The following is an 18,383-nucleotide window of genomic DNA, read 5'->3' as shown; positions in this document are numbered from 1 at the left end:
GCGCTGACAACCAGACATTGAGAACTACAATGACAAAAATCCTTATCACAGGTGCAGCAGGCTTTATCGGCTATCATACCGCCACGCGGTTAATTGCTCAGGGAGCAGAGGTCGTGGGTCTGGACAATCTCAGTCCTTACTATGATGTCTCCCTCAAGCAGGCCCGACTGCAACAACTGGCTCAATTTCCGGCATTTCGCTTTGTTAAAGCTGATTTGGCAGACAGCCAGACCATCCAGGCACTGTTTACCAATGAAAAATTCGACCAGGTGATCCACCTGGGGGCGCAGGCCGGCGTACGATATTCTCTGCAACAACCCATGTCCTACGCCGACAGTAATCTGGTCGGTCACCTGAATATCCTCGAGGCCTGCCGTCACCACGGCATTCAACATCTTATCTATGCCTCTTCATCGTCCGTGTATGGCAACAGCGATAAGGTGCCATTTAAGGAAACCGATATCACTGACTCCCCGGTTTCCCTGTATGCCGCCACCAAAAAAGCCAACGAACTGATGGCCTTCTCATACGCGCAGCTATATGGCATTCCCTGCACCGGGCTGAGGTTTTTTACCGTCTACGGCCCTTGGGGGCGACCGGATATGGCGATTTACAAGTTCTGCAAGGCGATACTGGCAGCTGAGCCCATTGATATTTATAACCATGGCGAGCTCAGCCGCGACTTTACTTACATAGATGACATAGTGGAAGGCATTGTCCGGTTACTGAACGCGCCTTCAGCAGAGCCTATCCCCGCTGCAATTTACAACATAGGCCGGGGCCAGCCGGTGCGATTGATGGACTTTGTCAGGGCACTGGAATCCGCGCTGGAAGTTAACGCGATAATCAACATGCAGCCGATGCAACCCGGGGATGTGATGACCACCTGGGCAGACACCTCGGCCTTGTTTGAAAAAGTCGGTTACCGCCCTGATGTAGAACTTTCTGAAGGTATAGCGCGGTTTGTTGCCTGGTATCGGCAATTCTATCAGGCCTGAGTGCAGGCAGTCTGCACTCAGGCCAAATGCCCCTACTGCATCACAAAGTCCAGAACGGATGAAAATCTGACACCAAGTGTAGAGTGGGTAAATGGGATCGGATGATTTGGTTCAAACAGTAAGCGGGCCCGCCAGGCCCGCTTGGCAAAAACCGTTTATCTAAGCCCTTGTATTCGGCTTACATCACCACCGCATTGATCCGGGTGTGGAATACGGCTTCTGTTTTGGGAGCGTCACATTCAGCCAGCATTGCCTGCTGCGGCAGCAGCAACCACAGGCGGCGGTGCGCCTGCCCCACAACCTGCGCCTGACTCATGTCAAAACAGGGCAAATTATCATTCTCCGGCAGCAGAATATAACGCACGCCCTGATGGGGGGCATGCATCCACTGCCAGGCATTGCGGGCCTGCTCATCCACGGGAGCCAGATAACTGAAATGGGTGATATCGATGGGCGAGAACAAAATAAACTGCTCCTTGAAATCCACCAGCCCCAACTGCCCATCCGGGCCAATGCGCTCAGCCACCTGAGCCATCAGCGCCTTGGGGGTGCGCATGGTATCCAGCAGCAGATAGCCCCAGGTGCCTACCAGCAGCCAGGCAAGCAAACTGACCATGCCAGCCCTGAGCAAAGCGCCCTGTTGACGCAGCAGCCAGAGCAGCACAAGCCAGACAAGCCCCAGGGTAATAAACAGCAGCGCCACCGGGGCAGTCTCTTCGGTGTAGTCAGCCAGTTTGCGCACAATGGCAGGCAACTCAAACCAGGTCAGCACTCCTGCCAGCAGAACCAGGGCGCCCAGCGCCCAGAGCAAACCACCTATCAGCTTATCGACCCAGGCTTTAACCGGCAGTCCGCTGATACTTGCGGCGATCGCCAGACACAGGGCTGGCAGCGCCGGTAATATGTACACATTACGCTTACCCGGACTGATGCTGAAAAACACGATGACCAGCACCACCCACACCAGCAAAGTCAACACCCAGGGATCCTGTCTCAGCTTTTGGCCGATTTCACGCCAATAAGCCAGAAGCAGCAAAGACGCCGGGAACCATAACCAGGGAACTACCTCCACCACGAAAAAATACCAGGGTTTGTGGTGATGCCAGGCATTGACGTAACGCTCGCCGGTTTGTTTAAACAGGATATTGTTCATATAAGCCTGCGCCTGAGGTGAACCATCAGCAGTGACTGCCAGCACCATAGGGACAAGCCAGCAGGCAATCACCGCGAGCATTGCCACCGGGCCAAGCCAGACTTTCCAGCCCCAGGTATGGGCCGGTATGGTTATCTTGCCCTTATGCGCCTGCCAGCCCAGCCACCCCAGCGGCAGTAACATCAGCGCAGGCAGAAATCCCACTCCTTTGGTGATCACCCCAAGCCCCATAAACGCCCAGCCAATAAAAAACCAGCGCCAGTTGGGACCAAGGGCAAAATGCCGCAGCAAGCCGTAAATCCCCAGCATGATCCAGCAGGCTACCATGGCATCTATCTGAGCATTTTTGGCCTGCATCAGAAACTGCGGCACCAGCATCAGCAGCAGCGCGGCGTTGCGACCGGTGCGCACATTCCACAATCGAGCGCCCAGATCATAGGTCAGCACGACGGTCAGCAGCCCACACAGGGCATTAGGCAGCAGAAAGGCCAGTTTGAGATTGTCGGTCAGGCTGTAAAACAGCGCGATGGACCACATGAACACAGGCGGTTTATCAGGGTAAAACTCACCACCCCGGGTGGGAAACAACCAACGGCCGGAATCCACCATTTCCCGGGCCACTTCGACAAATCTGGGTTCATCGGCTGGCCAGGGAGAGCGAAATCCGATACCAATGGCCATCACTACCAGAGTGAACAGGATAAGCATCCACAGCACAGTGAAATAATCATCACTGTCCCACCAAGAACCTTTAGTTGCTTGCATTTGCTATTCCTTAAGCAATTTCTTCTACTTCGCGACGTACCCGGCTGTGATACAGATAAAAGGCCAGACACGCGCTGATAACCAGTAACGACAGGCTTATCGCCAATTGCCACTCATCGGCCATCCCAAGCCCGGCACCGGCAAAAGCAAAAATCAACATTTGCGGTAAGTAGCCCAGCACGCTGCCGATACTGAAGCTCAGGGCGCCCACATGAGTGGTCCCCAGCAACAGATTGGTCAACAGATTACTGCCCACCGGCATCAGACGGATCATCATGACTTTCAGCCAGGCATCGTGGGATAAGAGTTTTTCGACTTTAATGAGGCGATGGGCAAAACGGCGCTTGAGTCTGGCTCGCAATAAGGTACGCGCCAGCGCAAAACACATAAGCGCACCAATCAGGGTTGCAAGAGTCGCAAAAGTGGCCCCTATCGCGCCTCCCATGGAAAACCCCGAGACAAACGCCAGCATCTGCCTGGGGCCGCCCAGCGCAGTAAATACAGCGCCTGCAGCAAACAGCGACAACCAGGCCTGCACGCCCCCCTGAGCAAGAAAACGCGCGACCCAATTGGAATCGGACAGATTCTCAAGCCAACCGGCGTTAACCACCCACATCAGCAACAGCAGCAGCCCGGCCAGCACCAATGCTTTGAGCCAGCGGTTCATCAGGACGCCTGCCTGACGCTGTGGCTCTCGACGGTTTCGATAGTGGCAATGCGCGAGCGCCGGCGCAGCCAAATCACCCCCATCAGATCAACTATGCCAACCCAGGCGCGGTTCCAGGCATTGTATTTGGACACACCGGCCGCGCGATCCCTGTGATTGACTTCAACAATCGCCACCTCGCCGCCCAGCCGTTTTATCAAGGCCGGCAGGTATCTGTGCATATGATCGAAATAGGGCAATCTGAGAAAGGTTTCACGGGGGAAGAGTTTCAGGCCACAGCCGGTATCCGGTACACCATCATGCAGCAGTGCATTGCGGATCCGGTTGGCCACCTGCGACTGGAATCGTTTCCAGGCGGTGTCTTTACGATTTTTACGGTAACCGGCAATACAGAAATGAGGATTTTGCTGGCGGGCTGCGGCTTTAAGCATGGCGGGGATATCGGCGGGATCATTCTGGCCATCGGCATCCAGTGTCACTATCCACTCGCCTTCGGCATTGAGCACGCCTGTGGTGACCGCGGTACTCTGACCGGTACTCTGACAGTGACGGATCAATTTACATTCACAATTCACGTCCCTGGCCGCGTCCAGCACTTCCTGCCCTGTGCCATCTGTGCTGGCATCATCCACCACCACAATTTCGAAACGCTGGCTGGGGGCCAATACCCCGGCTATCTCCCTGATGAGCAGCCCTATATTTCCCTTTTCGTCTTTTGCTGGAAGTACCACTGACAACATAACACCAAGCCCTCAACATTATCCCTGTGCATACAAAAACATCCATTCTGTTGCAGCTTCTTCGGCTGCAGACGACAGCACTAATCTGATGCACCACAAGCAGTCAACATACACGCAAAATGTTGCATATTAAAGTAAAGCTGAGGACAAATTTCCCTTTCAGTAACAATCTGTTGATATCGCACGAACCGCTAAATATCACTGTCCGGCGCCAGCGATTTTACGTCAGTACACAAGGCAACCTACTGATACTCCGGTCGTTAATCCCGGGGTCATTCCTGTCAGCTGAGTTTTTCTTTGAGGTTGTAATACAGCATCCCCAGTGCCAGCGCCTGATTGCCAAACCATTCATTGAGCGGAATACGCCAGTGATCCATGCCGGCAAACAGGTCAAACTCCCGCTCATCGCCAATCAGCGCATTGGCCGTCATCTCTGCCATGATGTGACTGGTTGCTATGCCATGGCCGGAATAGCCCTGGCAGTAATACAGATTGGGTGAAATTTTACCCAACTGAGGAATACGGTTGATGACAATGCCAGCCATCCCGGTCCAGGCAAATTCAATCTCGACCCCTTTGAGTCGGGGGAATGTGCGCTCGATGGCAGGACGCAGCTCAGCCGCCACATCTTTGGAGTCACGGCCACTGTAATTGGTGCCGCCCCCAAACATCAGCCGGTTGTCTGCCGTCAGGCGATAATAATCCAGCACAAAGCGACAGTCATAAACCGCCACATTATGGGGATTGATGGCCCGGGCCACCTCTTCTGACAAGGGCACTGTGGCGCAATTGCCCAAAGACGCCGGAAACAACATACCCCGCAATTTGGGTCGTCCCAGCCTGTGATAGGCGTTACCGGCAATTACCACCCGATTGGCCTTAACCGACCCGCTCGGTGTTAACGCGGTAATGGTGTCCCCCTGCAGCAGATCCAGTACCTTGGTGTCTTCAAATATCCTGACGCCACGCGCCGCAGCCGCTAGCGCCTCACCGATACACAGATTGACCGAATGCAGGTGCATATTACGGGTATTGAGCAACCCGCCATGGTACAGCGGGGTTTCCAGATACTCATCCAACCTGGCCTTATCCAGCAGGCTCAGTGCCTCTCCCATGCCCCTGCGCTGGCCTTCTTCCAGCAGCGACTGCAACTCCTGCATATGAGCGGGTTTGTAGGCAGTGTGTAGATGGCCATAGCGGAGATCGCAATCAATGTCATATTGTTCAACTCTTGCCTTTATGATGTCATGGCCGCGCCAGCGTAAATTCCAGACAAAGTCCTCCGCGTGCTCCCCGATACGCCGTCGCAGCTGTTTAGTCATGGCGGCATCACCGGAGAGCGAGCCTGTCACCTGCCCGCCATTGCGGCCGGTTGCCCCCCAACCGATTTTATTGGCTTCCAGCAAGACCACGCTGCGCCCCTGCTCGGCCAGTTCCAGGGCAATATTGACACCGGTAAAACCGCCGCCAATCACCAGAATATCGGTGTGAATGTCATCCGTCAGAGAGGGGAAGTCAGTTTCCCGGGAAATAGTCGCATTGTAGTAAGAAGCGCAGCGCGGCAGCATGTAACACCTTTAACAAGTGGTTATCATATTAAACACATGTTAAGCATTTTGAACAAAACCGGTCAATGACTAATCCGGACTGTGTCCCGCCAACCGACAGTTCTGAACTCCCATGTCCGTTATCCGCCAACACCTCTGCCGGCGTTATCCGGCCAACAGGTAGGACATACTCCATGAGATTAACCAGAGTTTCCCGGTAATCAGAAGGTTAACCCGCATGCCGGAAAATGCGCGGTGGTATTGCCTGCACGGATTACTGTCGGTGGCTACATTTTGTTAACCTTGTGCCCGGTTTTTGGCCTATGGTGGGAGGGGCACAACAGTATCCAACACCGTCAGGAGGCTCAATATGGCTTTGCATTCCGTTAAACCCGGTCAGGATCTCACTGAAGATATCTATGACGATCCGACCAGCGCCACCCGCCTGTCCAAGTTCACCATGCCGGTCAACAGTACCCCGGCAGACGTCATTGCTCAGCTGCTCAGGGATGAGCTGCTGCTCGATGGCAATGCCAGACAAAATTTTGCCACTTTCTGTTCTACCTGGCTTGAGCCGGAGATCCACCAGCTGATGGATCTGTGTATCGACAAAAACATGATCGACAAAGATGAATATCCGCAGACCGCCGAGCTGGAAGCCAGATGTGTGCATATGCTGGCCGCACTGTGGCACAGCCCTGCCGCCGGCACGACGCTGGGCTGCTCAACGACAGGTTCTTCCGAGGCCGCCATGCTGGGGGGACTGGCGATGAAATGGCGCTGGCGTAAAGCCCGGGAAGCCGCCGGACTGGATGCACAAAAGCCCAATCTGGTGTGCGGGCCGGTACAGATTTGCTGGCATAAGTTTGCCCGCTATTTCGATGTAGAGCTCAGAGAAGTGCCGCTTGATGGCGATGAAGTGGGCATGAACCCGGACAAGTTGCAACAGTACGTCGATGAAAACACCATAGGCGTGGTCGCCACTCTGGGCGTGACCTACACCTGCGTGTATGAACCAGTGAAGGCCATCTGCGAGGCGCTGGATCATATCGAGCAGACACAGGGCTGGAATATTCCCGTTCACGTTGATGGCGCTTCAGGTGGCTTCGTGGCGCCTTTCGTGCAGAGCGAACTGGACTGGGATTTTCGCCTGGAGCGGGTCAAATCCATCAATGCCTCAGGCCACAAGTTTGGTCTGGCGCCACTGGGCGTAGGCTGGGTGGTGTGGCGTTCAAAAGAAGATCTGCCGCAGGAGCTAATTTTTACCGTGGATTATCTGGGCGGCAACATGCCCACTTTCGCGCTGAACTTTTCCCGTCCAGGGGGGCAGATAGTGGCGCAGTACTTCCTGCTGATCCGCCTTGGCTTTGAGGGCTATCGCAAAATCCATCAGGCCTGTATGGATACTGCCCAGTGGATGGCCGGTGAAATTGCTGCCATGGGACCGTTTGAACTCTTCTATGACGGCCACGGTGGCCTACCGGCCCTGAGCTATACCCTCAAGGCCGGGGAACACGGCTTCAGCCTTTATGATCTGTCAGACAGACTGCGCATGCGCGGCTGGCAAATCGCCTCATATCCCCTGCCGGAAAACCGGCAGCAAATTGTGATCCAGCGAATTATGGTGCGTCACGGACTGAGCCGGGATCTGGCTTCACTGCTTATCCGGGATATCAAAAGTGCGCTGGCGTTTTTCAGCCATACGCCGGCATCACGCCCCAGTTTCAGCCACGGCTGAAACCCGGGGAGCGTCTGACCTAACCTCAAGTTTCCCGGGAGTATTGCAATGAAGACCAATGCCACATCAGGAAAACATCTGAGTCTGTTCGGCTTTTTCGCGTTAACCGCCACCATGGTGATGACGGTATATGAATATCCAACCTTTGCCTCTTCCGGGATTTCACTGGTGTTTTATCTGGTGGTCGCCGGGATTTTCTGGTTCCTGCCAGTCGCCCTGTGCGCAGCAGAAATGGCCACCATCGAGGGCTGGGACAAAGGCGGTGTGTATACCTGGGCGGGTAAATCACTGGGGGAAAAATGGGGCTTTGCCAATATTTTCTTCCAGTGGTTTCAAATCACAGTGGGCTTCGTGACTATGATCTATTTCATCCTCGGCGCCCTTTCCTATGTGCTCGATTGGCCGGCGCTGAACAATGATCCGCTGGTCAAGTTCATCGGCGTCATGGTGATCTTCTGGGGATTAACCCTGTCGCAGTTTGGCGGCACCCGGATGACGGCGGTGATCTCCAAATTCGGGTTTGTAGTGGGTATCGCCATTCCGGCGCTTGTTCTGTTTGGGCTGACACTGGGGTTTTTCGCCACCGGCGGTATCAGTGATATGAAGTTGTCGATGGATGCCATGCTCCCCGACTTTACCCAGCTCAATACCCTGGTGGTGTTTGTGTCCTTTATTCTGGCCTACGCAGGCATTGAAGCATCGGCGTCCCACGCCAACGAAATGACCAATGTGAAACGGGATTATCCCATCGCCATCATACTGCTGGTGCTGCTGGCAATTGCGCTCAATACCATAGGCGGCATCGCCATCGGCGCTGTCGTGCCGGAGGCCTCGCTGGGGCTTTCAACCGGGGTTATCCAGGGATTTGAAGGCCTGTTTGGTCATTTCTGGCAGGACACAGGCTGGATAGTACGTATCATCGCCATTCTCATTGCCTTTGGGGTTTGCGCAGAAGTCTCCGCCTGGGTGGTCGGTCCCTCATGGGGCATGCTGGAAGCCGGTAAGGATGGCCTGCTGCCAGCCAGACTGGCGCAAACCAACAGCGCGGATGTCCCGGTTAACTTCCTCATCGTTCAGGGGCTTATCGTCAGTGTCTGGGCTGCCGTGCTCACCTTTGGTGGCAGCGGCGCCAATGTGTCGTTTTTCACCGCTATCTCGCTGACTGTGGTGATCTATGTCGTAGGCTACATCATCTTTTTTGTGGCTTATTTTAAGATGGTGACCTGCCATCAGGATCTGCCCCGCGCCTTTGAAATCCCCGGCGGTCATATTGCCAAGTTGCTGGTGGCATTGTCAGGGCTGGTGATTTCAGTGCTGGCACTGGGGATCTCCTTTATCCCGCCGGCGCAGCTGTCCAGCGGCAACGCCGCCAGCGAGTATCTGACCATTCTGGTGCTGAGCTTCCTCATTACCCTGTGTCTGCCCTTTGTGATTTATCATGTGATGCGCAAGGGCCAACATCAGGGTTCAACATAAAAAAACCGGTGAGCACCTCTCTGTCCAATCAAGATAACAACGCCCGGCACAGACCGGGCGTTTTTCAGGTTGCGGACAGATACTCATCACCGATAGAGGATCACCAAATCGTTAATCACAGACGGCCGCTCCTGTCCCACCACATGTATGTTGACCTCCAGCGTCAGCTGCACCCCTTTGACGGAACTCTCCACCGACTTGACTCTGGCCCTGGCATGAATTTGCGAATCCACCGGCACAGGCGCGGGAAAGCGCAGGCGATTGGAGCCGTAATTCACCATGGTTTTAAAACCAACAATTTCAAAGGGCAGCGGGAATGCCATACGTGACTGCAATACCTGCACCAGTGCGCCGTGGGCGATGGTGGTGCCAAACGGGCTGTCACTCGCGGCTTTGGCCGGATCAGTATGGATCCAGTAATCATCACCGGACAGATCGGCAAAGGCGTTGATCAGCGTTTGATCCACAGTGATGGCATCGCTCCACTCAGTAAACTGGCCATCAGCCAGCGCAGCCAGTGCCAAAGCATTGCTCACCGGCACCTGCCATTGGCCCCTATCATTACGGGGCAAAGAGGCCAGCGGATTGTCAAAGGCAAGCTGCGTCAACGGTTTATCTGCGCCGGTAAAGCGCAGCAGGGTATTCCCCTCAGCGTCCACCCGATCAAACACCGGCTTGAGTGCCATGCCCACCTTAATTTCATCTTCTTTAAGGCCTGTCAGGGTAGTGTTGATCCGTACTCCTTCAGCCAATTCCACTACCGCCAGTGCCTGCGGCAACTCATCGGCCAGCTCAGGCAGGGTTGGGATACGCGTCAGAGTGTAGGTGTACAGACTGGCCTTGCCCGACACCGGACGCCAGCTGAGGCGATCACTCATGCAATGGGTGCAATGGTGTCTGGGATAAAACACCCACCCCTCGCAGTCATCACATTGCTGAATGCGCAGTTCACCGTCATTAAGCGCCTGCCAGAAAGGTTGGGATATTCCGGTCGCCACCGGCATAGGTTTGATATTCATGGGTTAGCCTCCCTGTAAAATCAGTGCGCCCTGCTCACTCATCACGCCACCTGTGCCGCTGACAAACATATTGTCTGCCCGGGACAACTGCCGCGCCCCCGCTCTGTGGGCAATCTGATCAAAAGCTTCAATCGCCTGAGACATGCCGCCCGCCGAGGCGGACTGACCAAAACTCAGCTGTCCACCATGGGTATTGAGCGGGAAATCGCCCTTGTAGGTCAGGTTGTGTTCGCGGATAAATTTGAGCCCCTCGCCCTTGGCGCAGAAACCCGCATCCTCCAGCGACAGCAGCACAGTAATGGTGTAACAGTCATAGATTTGAGCTGCGTCCATATCTGCGGGCGTCAATCCGGCCATGGCAAAGGCGCGCGATGCGGCATCAGCCAGTGGTGTGCGGCACATATCCCGGGCATATGAGGGGGATTTGTAGGACAGACGCTCGCCAAATCCCGTGATAAAGGCCGGACGATGGCGGGTTTTGGCGGCTTTCTCTTTGGAGGTGACAATCACCGCCGCGCCGCCGGCGACCGGCATGACAATTTCCAGCACATGTAAGGGATCGGCGACCATTTTGGAGGCCAGCACCTGCGCAATGGTCAGTTCACTGCCGCGAAAGATGGCATCCGGATGGCCCTGAGCATTAAACCGCTGATCCACGGCAATCTTGGCCATCGCCTCAGGATCGTAGCCATATTGGGCCCGGTATCGCTGGGCGATCATCGCATAACCGGTATTCTGCCCCAGATGACCATAAGGCAGATCAAACTCCGCCTCGGGTGCACCAAAGGCGGTGGAATGGCCGCCGTAACGCATGGCCTGCGCCATCCACAGAGGGTCTTCATTGGGGCCAAAAGGCGCCATACGCGCCGGCAGCACGCATAACACGGATTCGCACAGTCCCATCTCTATCGCCATGGCGGCGCGCCATATTGCCCCTACCGAACTGCAACCGCCCAAATCCACCACTTCGGCAAAGTTCAGCTCAATGCCCAGATACTCAGCCGCCATGGCGGGCACGAATATCGAGGCTTCATGGAACTGGGGGCCGTGGATCACCAGACCATCCAGATCGCGGATCCCAAGACCGGCATCCTTAAGCGCCAGTCTGGCAAGATCGGCCACCTGCTCCAGATGAAACATCTGCGGCGCGCTCTGGTATTTTTCCGGTTTATATTGGGCCGTCCCGACAATGGCGGCCTTGCCTGTTAATCCCATGGGGCGTTACTCCTTGTTGCCTGAATTATTTCCCGAACTGGTGCCTGAACCAATTTCCGAGCCATTTCCCGAACCAAAGCGCGCAAAACCGGTTTCAGTCAATACCGCCTCCGACCAGGGCTGGTAAGTACCGGCCTTATCGTTGCGCACATACAAAGGATCACCCACCAGCTGGGGATCATAGCCCTGCTTTTGTAAATCCACTTTGCGCAGCTTGAAGGTGGATGTCATATCAGCACTGGCACTGACGCGCACAAACTGCGGACAGGCGTATGATGGCAGCCGCTGACTGGTAAGGGAGTAAAACGCCTGCGGGTCAAATTGCCGCCCGGCCTGCATCACCACCGCCGCCATGCCGGCGCGCCCTTCCTGCTCCGGTACCTGAACACCATAAATATTGATGGTTTCGGCGCCGTCAAAATCGTCCAGCGCTGCCGCCACCTCCTGAGTCGAGACATTTTCACTCTTCCAGCGGAAGGTATCGCCCACCCGATCGACAAAGTAGCAGTAACCCTGTTCATCAAATCTGAGCAGATCCCCGGAGCGCCAGTAAGCATCGCCCGGCTCAAACACATTACGCAGGATCTTTTGCTCGGTGGCATCGCGGCAGGTGTAGCCTTCAAAGCGGCCGCCGCCAAAGTCAGGATGGTGGATAATCATCCCCAGTCCTTCACCGACGTCGCCCGGCTGGCACTGAAGATACCGGCCAGCAGCATCTTTTTCGTGGCTTTCGGTTTCCATATCAAACTTCACCAGCCGGAAATTGGTTTTGCTCCAGTCAGGTACCCGACCACAGGCGCCAATGCGGTTATCCAGATTAATCAGATTGGTATTGGACTCGGTTGAGCCCCAGCCTTCGTAAATATCCATGGGGCCAAACTTGTCCAGCCAGCGCCGCCAGGACTCGGCGCTCAGACCGGCCCCAAGCATACAGCGCACTGAGTGATCGCGCTGACCGCGGCCTGCATTGGCACTGTCGTCATGATTAAGCAGATAGCGGCAGATCTCACCTATGTACTGCACCACACTGATGCGGTAGTGGCGCACATCGCGCCAGAACTCACGCACGCTGAATTTGCGCCGCACCACAATGGCGGCACCCGCGGCCAACGCCGTAGAGGTCACTGAGGTGGCCGCCGCGCCGTGATATAGAGGCAGACAGCAATAAAACACATCATCCGCCGTGGCCTCAGTGGTCACCTGCATCACATCACCGGACATCAACCAGCGCATATGACTGTAAATCGCCGCTTTGGGCAGCCCTGTGGTGCCAGAGGTAAAAATCAGCAGCGAGGGCGACTCAGCGCTTAACGCGGCGCGGGCTGCGCTGCCAAAGGGAGCAGCACCCGCTTCAGATGAGAGCAGCAGTGAAAACTCATTGGACAATCCCGGCAAAGGCTCAGCCTGCTCACATTCATCATCGGCCAGCCAATACAGTGGCACCCGGGCAAGCTCAGGCCAGTTTGCCAGGGTATCGGCGAACAGCTGCGCACACTCCTGCCCGACAATCACAGCTTTGGCCGCTGTGGTTTGCACCGCATGCAGCAGCGGTTTGCCGCTTATCTGGGTGTTGATAAAGGCCACTGTGACCCCCAGTTTGGCCAGGCCAAACCAGGTAGTGAAAAATGCCGGACGGTTTTCCAGCGCCATAGCGCAGACATCGCCGGCTTTCAGCCCCAATGCACTGGCCCCATGGGCTACCCGATCGGCATGGGCATTCACCTGAGCGTAAGTCAGGCAAATATCGCGATAATACAGAAATGGCCTCTCTCCCTGTACGCTGGCCTGTTGCTCGAGCCGATCAGCCAGGGTGTAGTGTTCGCTTGGGTGGATACGTGCTGCCGCCCGCGAGCGTAAATCCAGTCGTGCCTGAGTAACCTCCTTGGGCACAGGCTCGCCGGGCGCGGCAGACCGCAATGCTGAGTTTGTGTGTTCTGTCACTGTCATATCCTGTTCATTGGCGTTGCATTGGCATTGAAAAGGAACCTGCAAAAGGCACCAGGGTGGTCAACCGTCAGCGCACCCGGATCCTTGGGTCCGGCGCGCCCTGACGCATCTGCAGTAAAAATTGCTCCAGCGGCGCCGGCTCGGCGACCTCAGGTAATGCGTCAGCGGCCTGATCTTTGGTCTGCCAGAATCGTCCCCAGGTGGGAAACAGATCATGAAAGGTGCCGCGATAAGGCTCCCTGCCGGGCCAGCGCATCTTCATATCGCCAACCGGCACCCGGTTAAGATCCGAGGCGTACCAGTAACAGGGCAAGCGGCGGCGGAAATACCAGCGGCCATCAATCCGCTCGTAATCATCCCAATACAGCATCTGCATAATGACCCACTCAGGGCCGGTCTCATGCTCGTTTTTGGAATACACCACGCCTATGGCATGGTCGGCATCGATAAACTCAATGATATGCTGGCCCAGGTGATGAGAGGTGCCGGTGAACTGGTGCCTTAGGGTGTCATCCACCCAGGCCTTGAGATGCGCGCGGCCCACTTTATCGCGGCCTACCCGGATATCCGGTGCAAACAGCCCCACATGGGCGTCCAGATCCCGCATATCCAGCGACAGGGAGTACTTGCCGGCCAGTTGCCTGATCTCTTCGATGGATTCCAGCCGATCCAGCCGCGCTTCCAGTGTGTTTGTCGTCATGGGCAGGTCTCCCTTAGCTGACTGTTTACAGGAACGCCATGCCGCCGTTGACGGCGATATTCTGTCCGGTCACAAACCCCGCATCCGCTGAAGCCAGGAACGAGGCAACCGCGGCGATATCCTCCGGCTCCCCCATACGTCCGAGGGGAATGGCATTGATCATCGCCTGGGTCCATTCATCGGGAATGCCGGCCATCATGGGGGTATTGGTCGGGCCCGGCACCAGGGTGTTAACCCGGATCCCCAGAGGCGCCAGTTCACGGGCAATACTGCGGGTCAGCCCCATCACCCCGGCCTTGGACGCCACATAGTGACTCGGGCCTTCGCCGGTGGCCACGGCAGTGCTGGACACATTGATGATGCAGCCGCCATTACCCTGCATGACGCGCGCCGCTTCACGGCAAAAGTAGAAAGTCCCGGTCAGGTTCACCCCAATGACCCGCGTCCAATGCTCATCCGGGGTATCAAGCAACTGATCCACTGAGCCGACACCGGCGTTATTTACCAGCACGTCAAGTCTGCCCAGGGTATTGACCGCAAGGGCTATGGCGTCTTTAACCGCAGCACTGTCGGACACATCACAGCCAATGCCTATTGCGCCATTGCCGCACTGGGCTGCTGTGGCACTGGCTGCATCCGGATTCACATCCACCGCCACCACTTTGGCGCCTTCACGGGCGAAACGGCACGCCATGGCTTTACCCATTCCCTGACCTGCGCCGGTAACCAGTACCACTTTGTTCTCATGTTTCATGCTGTGACCCTTTTGCTTGTTGCCTGTCGCTGAATCTGACGGACATGCCTCGAATGATGGTCACAGCTTGTCGTCTGGCGGCAGTGCTCACATCGTCCAACGGGACTAACGCGTTTAATGCGCTGCCAAAGCGCTGTTGGAAGGGCTTTAATCATCGCCAACCTGGCTGTCAATGCGCCCTTAAGGCAGGGACAGGCTGAGCAACAAAATCAGAGAGGTTCACACAGGAGATTGGCGCACAGGAAGTAACGCCAAGTAACGCCTTAGTCGGGCGCACGCTGGTCTGAACGGACGATGAATCCGCGCCCTTTGGCTAACAGATTAAAAAGCACTTCCACGTATGCGGGCAAAGCCCCACAGGAGATGTCATGACTCATCCAGAATTGCCCCTGCCCAGCCAGCACTATGTCACGCTGGATAGTGGCATTACGCTCCACTATCTGACTGAAGGCCCCGAAGACTCCACCCTGCCTCCGGTTATCTGGCTCCATGGCAGCGGTCCGGGCGCGTCAGGTTTTTCCAATTTCAAAGGCAACTATCCGCAGTTTGCCGCCAGTGGTATCCGCAATCTGGTGCTTGATTTGCCCGGGTTTGGCCGCTCTGACAAGCCGGATACCGGCCGTTACGATCTGGCCTTTTTCATCGATTGTCTGAAAGGCTTTATCGATAAGCTCGGGCTGGATAAATGCGTGCTGCTGGGCAACTCCCTGGGCGGCGCCATTGCTTTGGGGCTAACTCTGGCATGCCCGGAGCGGGTGGCGTCGCTTATTCTGATGGCGCCGGGCGGGGTTGAAGAGCGGGAAACCTACTTTCAGATGCCGGGCATAGTGCGCATGGTTGAGCTGTACAACTCAGGCCCCATGGGCGTGGAGCAGATGCGTCAGGTGATGAGCCTGCAGCTGTATGATGCCTCCCAATTGACTGACGACATCCTGATTGAGCGCGCTGCGGTGGCCGTTACCCAACCAGCCAATCTGTTCTCCACCATGATGGTGCCCAATATGACAGCCAGGCTTGGGGAAATCCGCGTGCCCATCCTCGGCTTTTGGGGCACCAATGACCTGTTCAACCCGCCCTCAGGTATGTTCCGCATTCTGGATAACGCCCCAAATGCCCGATTTATCATGCTCAACCGCTGCGGTCACTGGGTACAGGTTGAACATCAGTCGCTGTTTAACCGCAGCTGTATCGACTTTCTGCTGCAGGGTTAAGGGGGCGATATGGTCAATCAACACTATGCTCACCTGTTTACTCCAGGCAAAATCGGCTCCCTTGAACTGAAAAACCGCATTGTGATGGCGCCCATGGGCGACAACTTTGCCGAAGCGGACGGTCACTGCACCGAGCGGATGCAGGCGTTTTACGAAGCCCGCGCCAAAGGCGGCGCTGGACTTATCACCATAGGCGTAGGGTCGATTGCCTACCCTTTGGGTACCGCCGAGCCTTATCAACTGGCGATTTCCGATGACAAATACCTGCCGGGTCTGACCCAACTGACCCAAAGGGTGCAGCGTCATGGCGCCAAAATTGCCATTCAGCTGCAGCACGCGGGAAAAACCGCTGCCCGCGATATGGCCGAAGGCCGCGAGCTGTGGGTGCCCTCTGTGCCACCGGCCAGCCAGAGCGATATGTTCGCCTCACTCACCCCGGCTGAGCTGGGCGCGTTTATCCGCCCCAAAGGTGGACAGGTCAGTTACCGGGTGATGGACAAACAGGATATCGCCCAGATGGTCAGCTGGTTCGCCGATGCCGCTGACAGAGCCAGGCGCGCAGGCTTTGACGGTATTGAACTGCATGCCGCCCACAGCTATATCATCGCCGGTTTCCTGTCTCCCTATTACAACCGCCGCGATGATGAATATGGCCGCAGTTATGAGAACCGTACCCGCCTGCTCAGGGAAGTGATGTCCGCGGTGCGAAAGCGCGTTGGCGCGGATTTTCCGGTATGGCTGCGCCTCGATGCCATGGAGCTGAGGGTCGAATCCGGCATCACTCTTGATGAATGCATTCAGACCGCCAAACTCGCCGAGCAACATGGCATGAATGCCATCAGTGTATCAGCCTATGCCAACCCCAGTTCAGGTGCTGCCTTTACCCAGGCGCCTTTGGTCAATCAGCCCGGCGGTTTTATCGACTGGGCCAACGCCGTTGCCGGAGCGGTGAGCATCCCGGTCACCGCCGTTGGCCGGATTGAGCCGGAGGTTGCCGACAAAGCCATTGCCGCCGGGGACTTCAGCTTTGTAGCCATGGGCCGCAAACTGCTGGCAGATCCTGAGCTGCCCAACAAACTGCAAGCAGGATGCGCCGCCGATATCCGTCCCTGTATTTACTGCTATGTGTGCGTCAGTCAGATCTTCATTAATCAGCGGGTCAAGTGTGCGGTCAACCCCATGACGGGCCACGAGTCTGAATATCCCGTGACGCTTGCTGACAACCCCAAAAAACTGCTGGTGATTGGTGCAGGCCCGGCCGGTATGGAAGCCGCGGCCATTGCCGCCCGCCGCGGCCATCAGGTCACGCTGGTGGAGCAAAGCGCGCGCCTGGGAGGTACCCTGTTTTTTGCCTCCATGGCCTATCCGGAAAATGGCAAATTGCTTAACCAGCAGATCCGGGCGCTGGATCATCCCAATATTCAAGTGCGCCTCAGCACCCGTGCCACTCCTGAACTGGTGCAGTCACTTAAGCCTGATGAAGTGCTGATAGCCACAGGGGCAACCCGCGGACGCCCCGCCATTGCCGGTGCTGACAGTCGCCACGTCTGGTCCGGCGATGAGCTGAGACAAATAATGACCGGCGAAGGCAAAGAAATTGCGAAACACAAGCTGTCTGTCATGCAGCGCGCCCTGCTGTCCTCCGGGCAGATGATAGGCGTGACCGACTCAATTGATGCCACCCGTCATCTATCCAAACTCTGGATGCCCCTTGGCAACCGGGTTTGTATTATTGGCGGCGGTCTGGTGGGACTGGAGCTGGCGGAGTTTCTGGCAGCCCGTGGCCGCTCAGTCACTGTGCTTGAGCAGGAGCATTCACTGGGCAAAGAGCTGAGCATAGTACGTCGCTGGCGGGTATTGCATGAGCTCAATGAGCTCGATGTCGCCCTGCACAAGGGCGTGAGTGTTAACGCCATCGATGAGCATCAGGTGCACTTCAGCCACAGCAGCAAAAACGGTGACATCACTCACCAGAGCGTTGTGGCCGACAGTGTGGTACTGGCCATGGGTGCACAGACAGGCAGCCCTTTGGCTGAAATGCTGCAACAAATGGATATCAAGGTGCACACCCTGGGCGATTGTGAGCAACTGGGTTATATCGAAGGAGCCATCGCCGCAGCAACAAAGATTGCACGGACAATCTGAGCAGACGCCCGCCACGGAAAGGCGTGTTGATGACTTACGCCAAACGCTTTGTCACCGATACCCTGCCTCTGGCGAGCGGTCTTTCAACTGCCTGTTCAGGCCCGAGCCAGCACGCACCATAGTTCAGATTGCGCAGTGACAGTCCACATTCCCGTATGGTTGATGCCGATGTCAGCAACCATACGGCGACAGCCTGTGTACGCGATAAATATCAGCGTCACCCACACAGGCGTGAAATCGGTAGCCGGTTTGCCGGAAAACCTTTGCCAACTGTTCACTTTAATTGCGAATTTTTTCAACCACTCCAC

At 56.2% G+C, this 18,383-nt stretch carries 15 protein-coding genes; 5 read left to right on the top strand and 10 right to left on the bottom strand.

Annotated features, from left to right (window positions below; genetic code table 11):
- The first annotated feature begins 29 nt into the window (after window positions 1–29).
- A complete protein-coding gene (locus ACRRUX_RS02280; RefSeq protein WP_432526783.1) occupies window positions 30–998 on the top strand; it encodes an NAD-dependent epimerase in 969 nt (322 codons plus the stop codon).
- 178 nt (window positions 999–1,176) lie between these two features.
- Here ACRRUX_RS02280 and ACRRUX_RS02275 read toward each other — a convergent pair whose 3' ends face one another.
- The 4 genes from ACRRUX_RS02275 to ACRRUX_RS02260 all read right to left on the bottom strand — a co-directional run bounded on the left by ACRRUX_RS02275 (window position 1,177) and on the right by ACRRUX_RS02260 (window position 5,891).
- Window positions 1,177–2,916 carry an ArnT family glycosyltransferase gene (locus tag ACRRUX_RS02275; RefSeq protein ID WP_432526781.1) on the bottom strand — a complete coding sequence of 580 codons (1,740 nt, stop codon included), beginning with the start codon at window positions 2,914–2,916 and terminating at the stop codon, window positions 1,177–1,179.
- Between the two features lie 10 nt (window positions 2,917–2,926).
- Entirely contained in the window at window positions 2,927–3,583 is a 657-nt protein-coding gene (locus ACRRUX_RS02270; RefSeq protein ID WP_432526779.1) for a TVP38/TMEM64 family protein, read from the bottom strand.
- On the bottom strand, window positions 3,583–4,323 hold the full coding sequence (locus tag ACRRUX_RS02265) for a glycosyltransferase family 2 protein (RefSeq protein WP_432526777.1): 741 nt from the start codon (window positions 4,321–4,323) through the stop codon (window positions 3,583–3,585). The genes ACRRUX_RS02270 and ACRRUX_RS02265 overlap by 1 nt, the downstream gene beginning before the upstream one ends.
- A 281-nt stretch (window positions 4,324–4,604) precedes the next feature.
- The gene (locus ACRRUX_RS02260) at window positions 4,605–5,891 is read right to left on the bottom strand and encodes an NAD(P)/FAD-dependent oxidoreductase (RefSeq protein ID WP_432526775.1); all 1,287 of its coding nucleotides are present in this window, start codon (window positions 5,889–5,891) and stop codon (window positions 4,605–4,607) included.
- Window positions 5,892–6,240: 349 nt separating this feature from the next.
- Between ACRRUX_RS02260 and ACRRUX_RS02255 the strand changes: the two genes are divergently transcribed.
- Window positions 6,241–7,608, top strand: a complete 1,368-nt coding sequence (locus tag ACRRUX_RS02255) for a glutamate decarboxylase (protein WP_432526773.1) — start codon at window positions 6,241–6,243, stop codon at window positions 7,606–7,608.
- Between the two features lie 48 nt (window positions 7,609–7,656).
- On the top strand, window positions 7,657–9,084 hold the full coding sequence (locus ACRRUX_RS02250) for an amino acid permease (protein ID WP_432526771.1): 1,428 nt from the start codon (window positions 7,657–7,659) through the stop codon (window positions 9,082–9,084).
- Between the two features lie 86 nt (window positions 9,085–9,170).
- Here ACRRUX_RS02250 and ACRRUX_RS02245 read toward each other — a convergent pair whose 3' ends face one another.
- The 5 genes from ACRRUX_RS02245 to ACRRUX_RS02225 all read right to left on the bottom strand — a co-directional run bounded on the left by ACRRUX_RS02245 (window position 9,171) and on the right by ACRRUX_RS02225 (window position 14,719).
- Entirely contained in the window at window positions 9,171–10,103 is a 933-nt protein-coding gene (locus ACRRUX_RS02245; protein WP_432526769.1) for a MaoC/PaaZ C-terminal domain-containing protein, read from the bottom strand.
- 3 nt (window positions 10,104–10,106) lie between these two features.
- Window positions 10,107–11,318 carry a thiolase family protein gene (locus ACRRUX_RS02240; RefSeq protein ID WP_432526767.1) on the bottom strand — a complete coding sequence of 404 codons (1,212 nt, stop codon included), beginning with the start codon at window positions 11,316–11,318 and terminating at the stop codon, window positions 10,107–10,109.
- Between the two features lie 6 nt (window positions 11,319–11,324).
- The gene (locus tag ACRRUX_RS02235; RefSeq protein WP_432526765.1) at window positions 11,325–13,259 is read right to left on the bottom strand and encodes a long-chain-acyl-CoA synthetase; all 1,935 of its coding nucleotides are present in this window, start codon (window positions 13,257–13,259) and stop codon (window positions 11,325–11,327) included.
- Window positions 13,260–13,332: 73 nt separating this feature from the next.
- A complete protein-coding gene (locus ACRRUX_RS02230) occupies window positions 13,333–13,965 on the bottom strand; it encodes a nuclear transport factor 2 family protein (protein ID WP_432526763.1) in 633 nt (210 codons plus the stop codon).
- A 25-nt stretch (window positions 13,966–13,990) separates the two neighbouring features.
- Window positions 13,991–14,719, bottom strand: a complete 729-nt coding sequence (locus ACRRUX_RS02225) for an SDR family NAD(P)-dependent oxidoreductase (protein WP_432526761.1) — start codon at window positions 14,717–14,719, stop codon at window positions 13,991–13,993.
- Window positions 14,720–15,087: 368 nt separating this feature from the next.
- Between ACRRUX_RS02225 and ACRRUX_RS02220 the strand changes: the two genes are divergently transcribed.
- Together ACRRUX_RS02220 and ACRRUX_RS02215 are read left to right on the top strand one after the other, a co-directional pair.
- The gene (locus ACRRUX_RS02220; RefSeq protein WP_432526759.1) at window positions 15,088–15,930 is read left to right on the top strand and encodes an alpha/beta fold hydrolase; all 843 of its coding nucleotides are present in this window, start codon (window positions 15,088–15,090) and stop codon (window positions 15,928–15,930) included.
- A 9-nt stretch (window positions 15,931–15,939) separates the two neighbouring features.
- Entirely contained in the window at window positions 15,940–18,075 is a 2,136-nt protein-coding gene (locus ACRRUX_RS02215; RefSeq protein ID WP_432526757.1) for an FAD-dependent oxidoreductase, read from the top strand.
- A 95-nt stretch (window positions 18,076–18,170) separates the two neighbouring features.
- Here the strand turns inward: ACRRUX_RS02215 and ACRRUX_RS02210 are convergent.
- On the bottom strand, window positions 18,171–18,383 hold a 213-nt coding region (locus ACRRUX_RS02210; RefSeq protein WP_432526755.1), incomplete at its 5' end, for a hypothetical protein.

Source organism: Shewanella sp. GXUN23E, from assembly GCF_050865035.1.
In the GTDB taxonomy this organism is placed as follows: Bacteria; Pseudomonadota; Gammaproteobacteria; order Enterobacterales; family Shewanellaceae; genus Shewanella.
This window is presented reverse-complemented; position numbering and strand designations above follow the sequence as displayed.

What these genes read in the sequence shown, in the direction of transcription:
- ACRRUX_RS02225 (WP_432526761.1), bottom strand. Translation starts at nt 14,719, where the DNA reads ATGAAACATGAGAACAAAGTGGTACTGGTTACCGGCGCAGGTCAGGGA.
- ACRRUX_RS02255 (WP_432526773.1), top strand. Translation starts at nt 6,241, where the DNA reads ATGGCTTTGCATTCCGTTAAACCCGGTCAGGATCTCACTGAAGATATC.
- ACRRUX_RS02275 (WP_432526781.1), bottom strand. Translation starts at nt 2,916, where the DNA reads ATGCAAGCAACTAAAGGTTCTTGGTGGGACAGTGATGATTATTTCACT.
- ACRRUX_RS02240 (WP_432526767.1), bottom strand. Translation starts at nt 11,318, where the DNA reads ATGGGATTAACAGGCAAGGCCGCCATTGTCGGGACGGCCCAATATAAA.
- ACRRUX_RS02260 (WP_432526775.1), bottom strand. Translation starts at nt 5,891, where the DNA reads ATGCTGCCGCGCTGCGCTTCTTACTACAATGCGACTATTTCCCGGGAA.
- ACRRUX_RS02245 (WP_432526769.1), bottom strand. Translation starts at nt 10,103, where the DNA reads ATGAATATCAAACCTATGCCGGTGGCGACCGGAATATCCCAACCTTTC.
- ACRRUX_RS02270 (WP_432526779.1), bottom strand. Translation starts at nt 3,583, where the DNA reads ATGAACCGCTGGCTCAAAGCATTGGTGCTGGCCGGGCTGCTGCTGTTG.
- ACRRUX_RS02265 (WP_432526777.1), bottom strand. Translation starts at nt 4,323, where the DNA reads ATGTTGTCAGTGGTACTTCCAGCAAAAGACGAAAAGGGAAATATAGGG.
- ACRRUX_RS02215 (WP_432526757.1), top strand. Translation starts at nt 15,940, where the DNA reads ATGGTCAATCAACACTATGCTCACCTGTTTACTCCAGGCAAAATCGGC.
- ACRRUX_RS02220 (WP_432526759.1), top strand. Translation starts at nt 15,088, where the DNA reads ATGACTCATCCAGAATTGCCCCTGCCCAGCCAGCACTATGTCACGCTG.
- ACRRUX_RS02280 (WP_432526783.1), top strand. Translation starts at nt 30, where the DNA reads ATGACAAAAATCCTTATCACAGGTGCAGCAGGCTTTATCGGCTATCAT.
- ACRRUX_RS02250 (WP_432526771.1), top strand. Translation starts at nt 7,657, where the DNA reads ATGAAGACCAATGCCACATCAGGAAAACATCTGAGTCTGTTCGGCTTT.
- ACRRUX_RS02230 (WP_432526763.1), bottom strand. Translation starts at nt 13,965, where the DNA reads ATGACGACAAACACACTGGAAGCGCGGCTGGATCGGCTGGAATCCATC.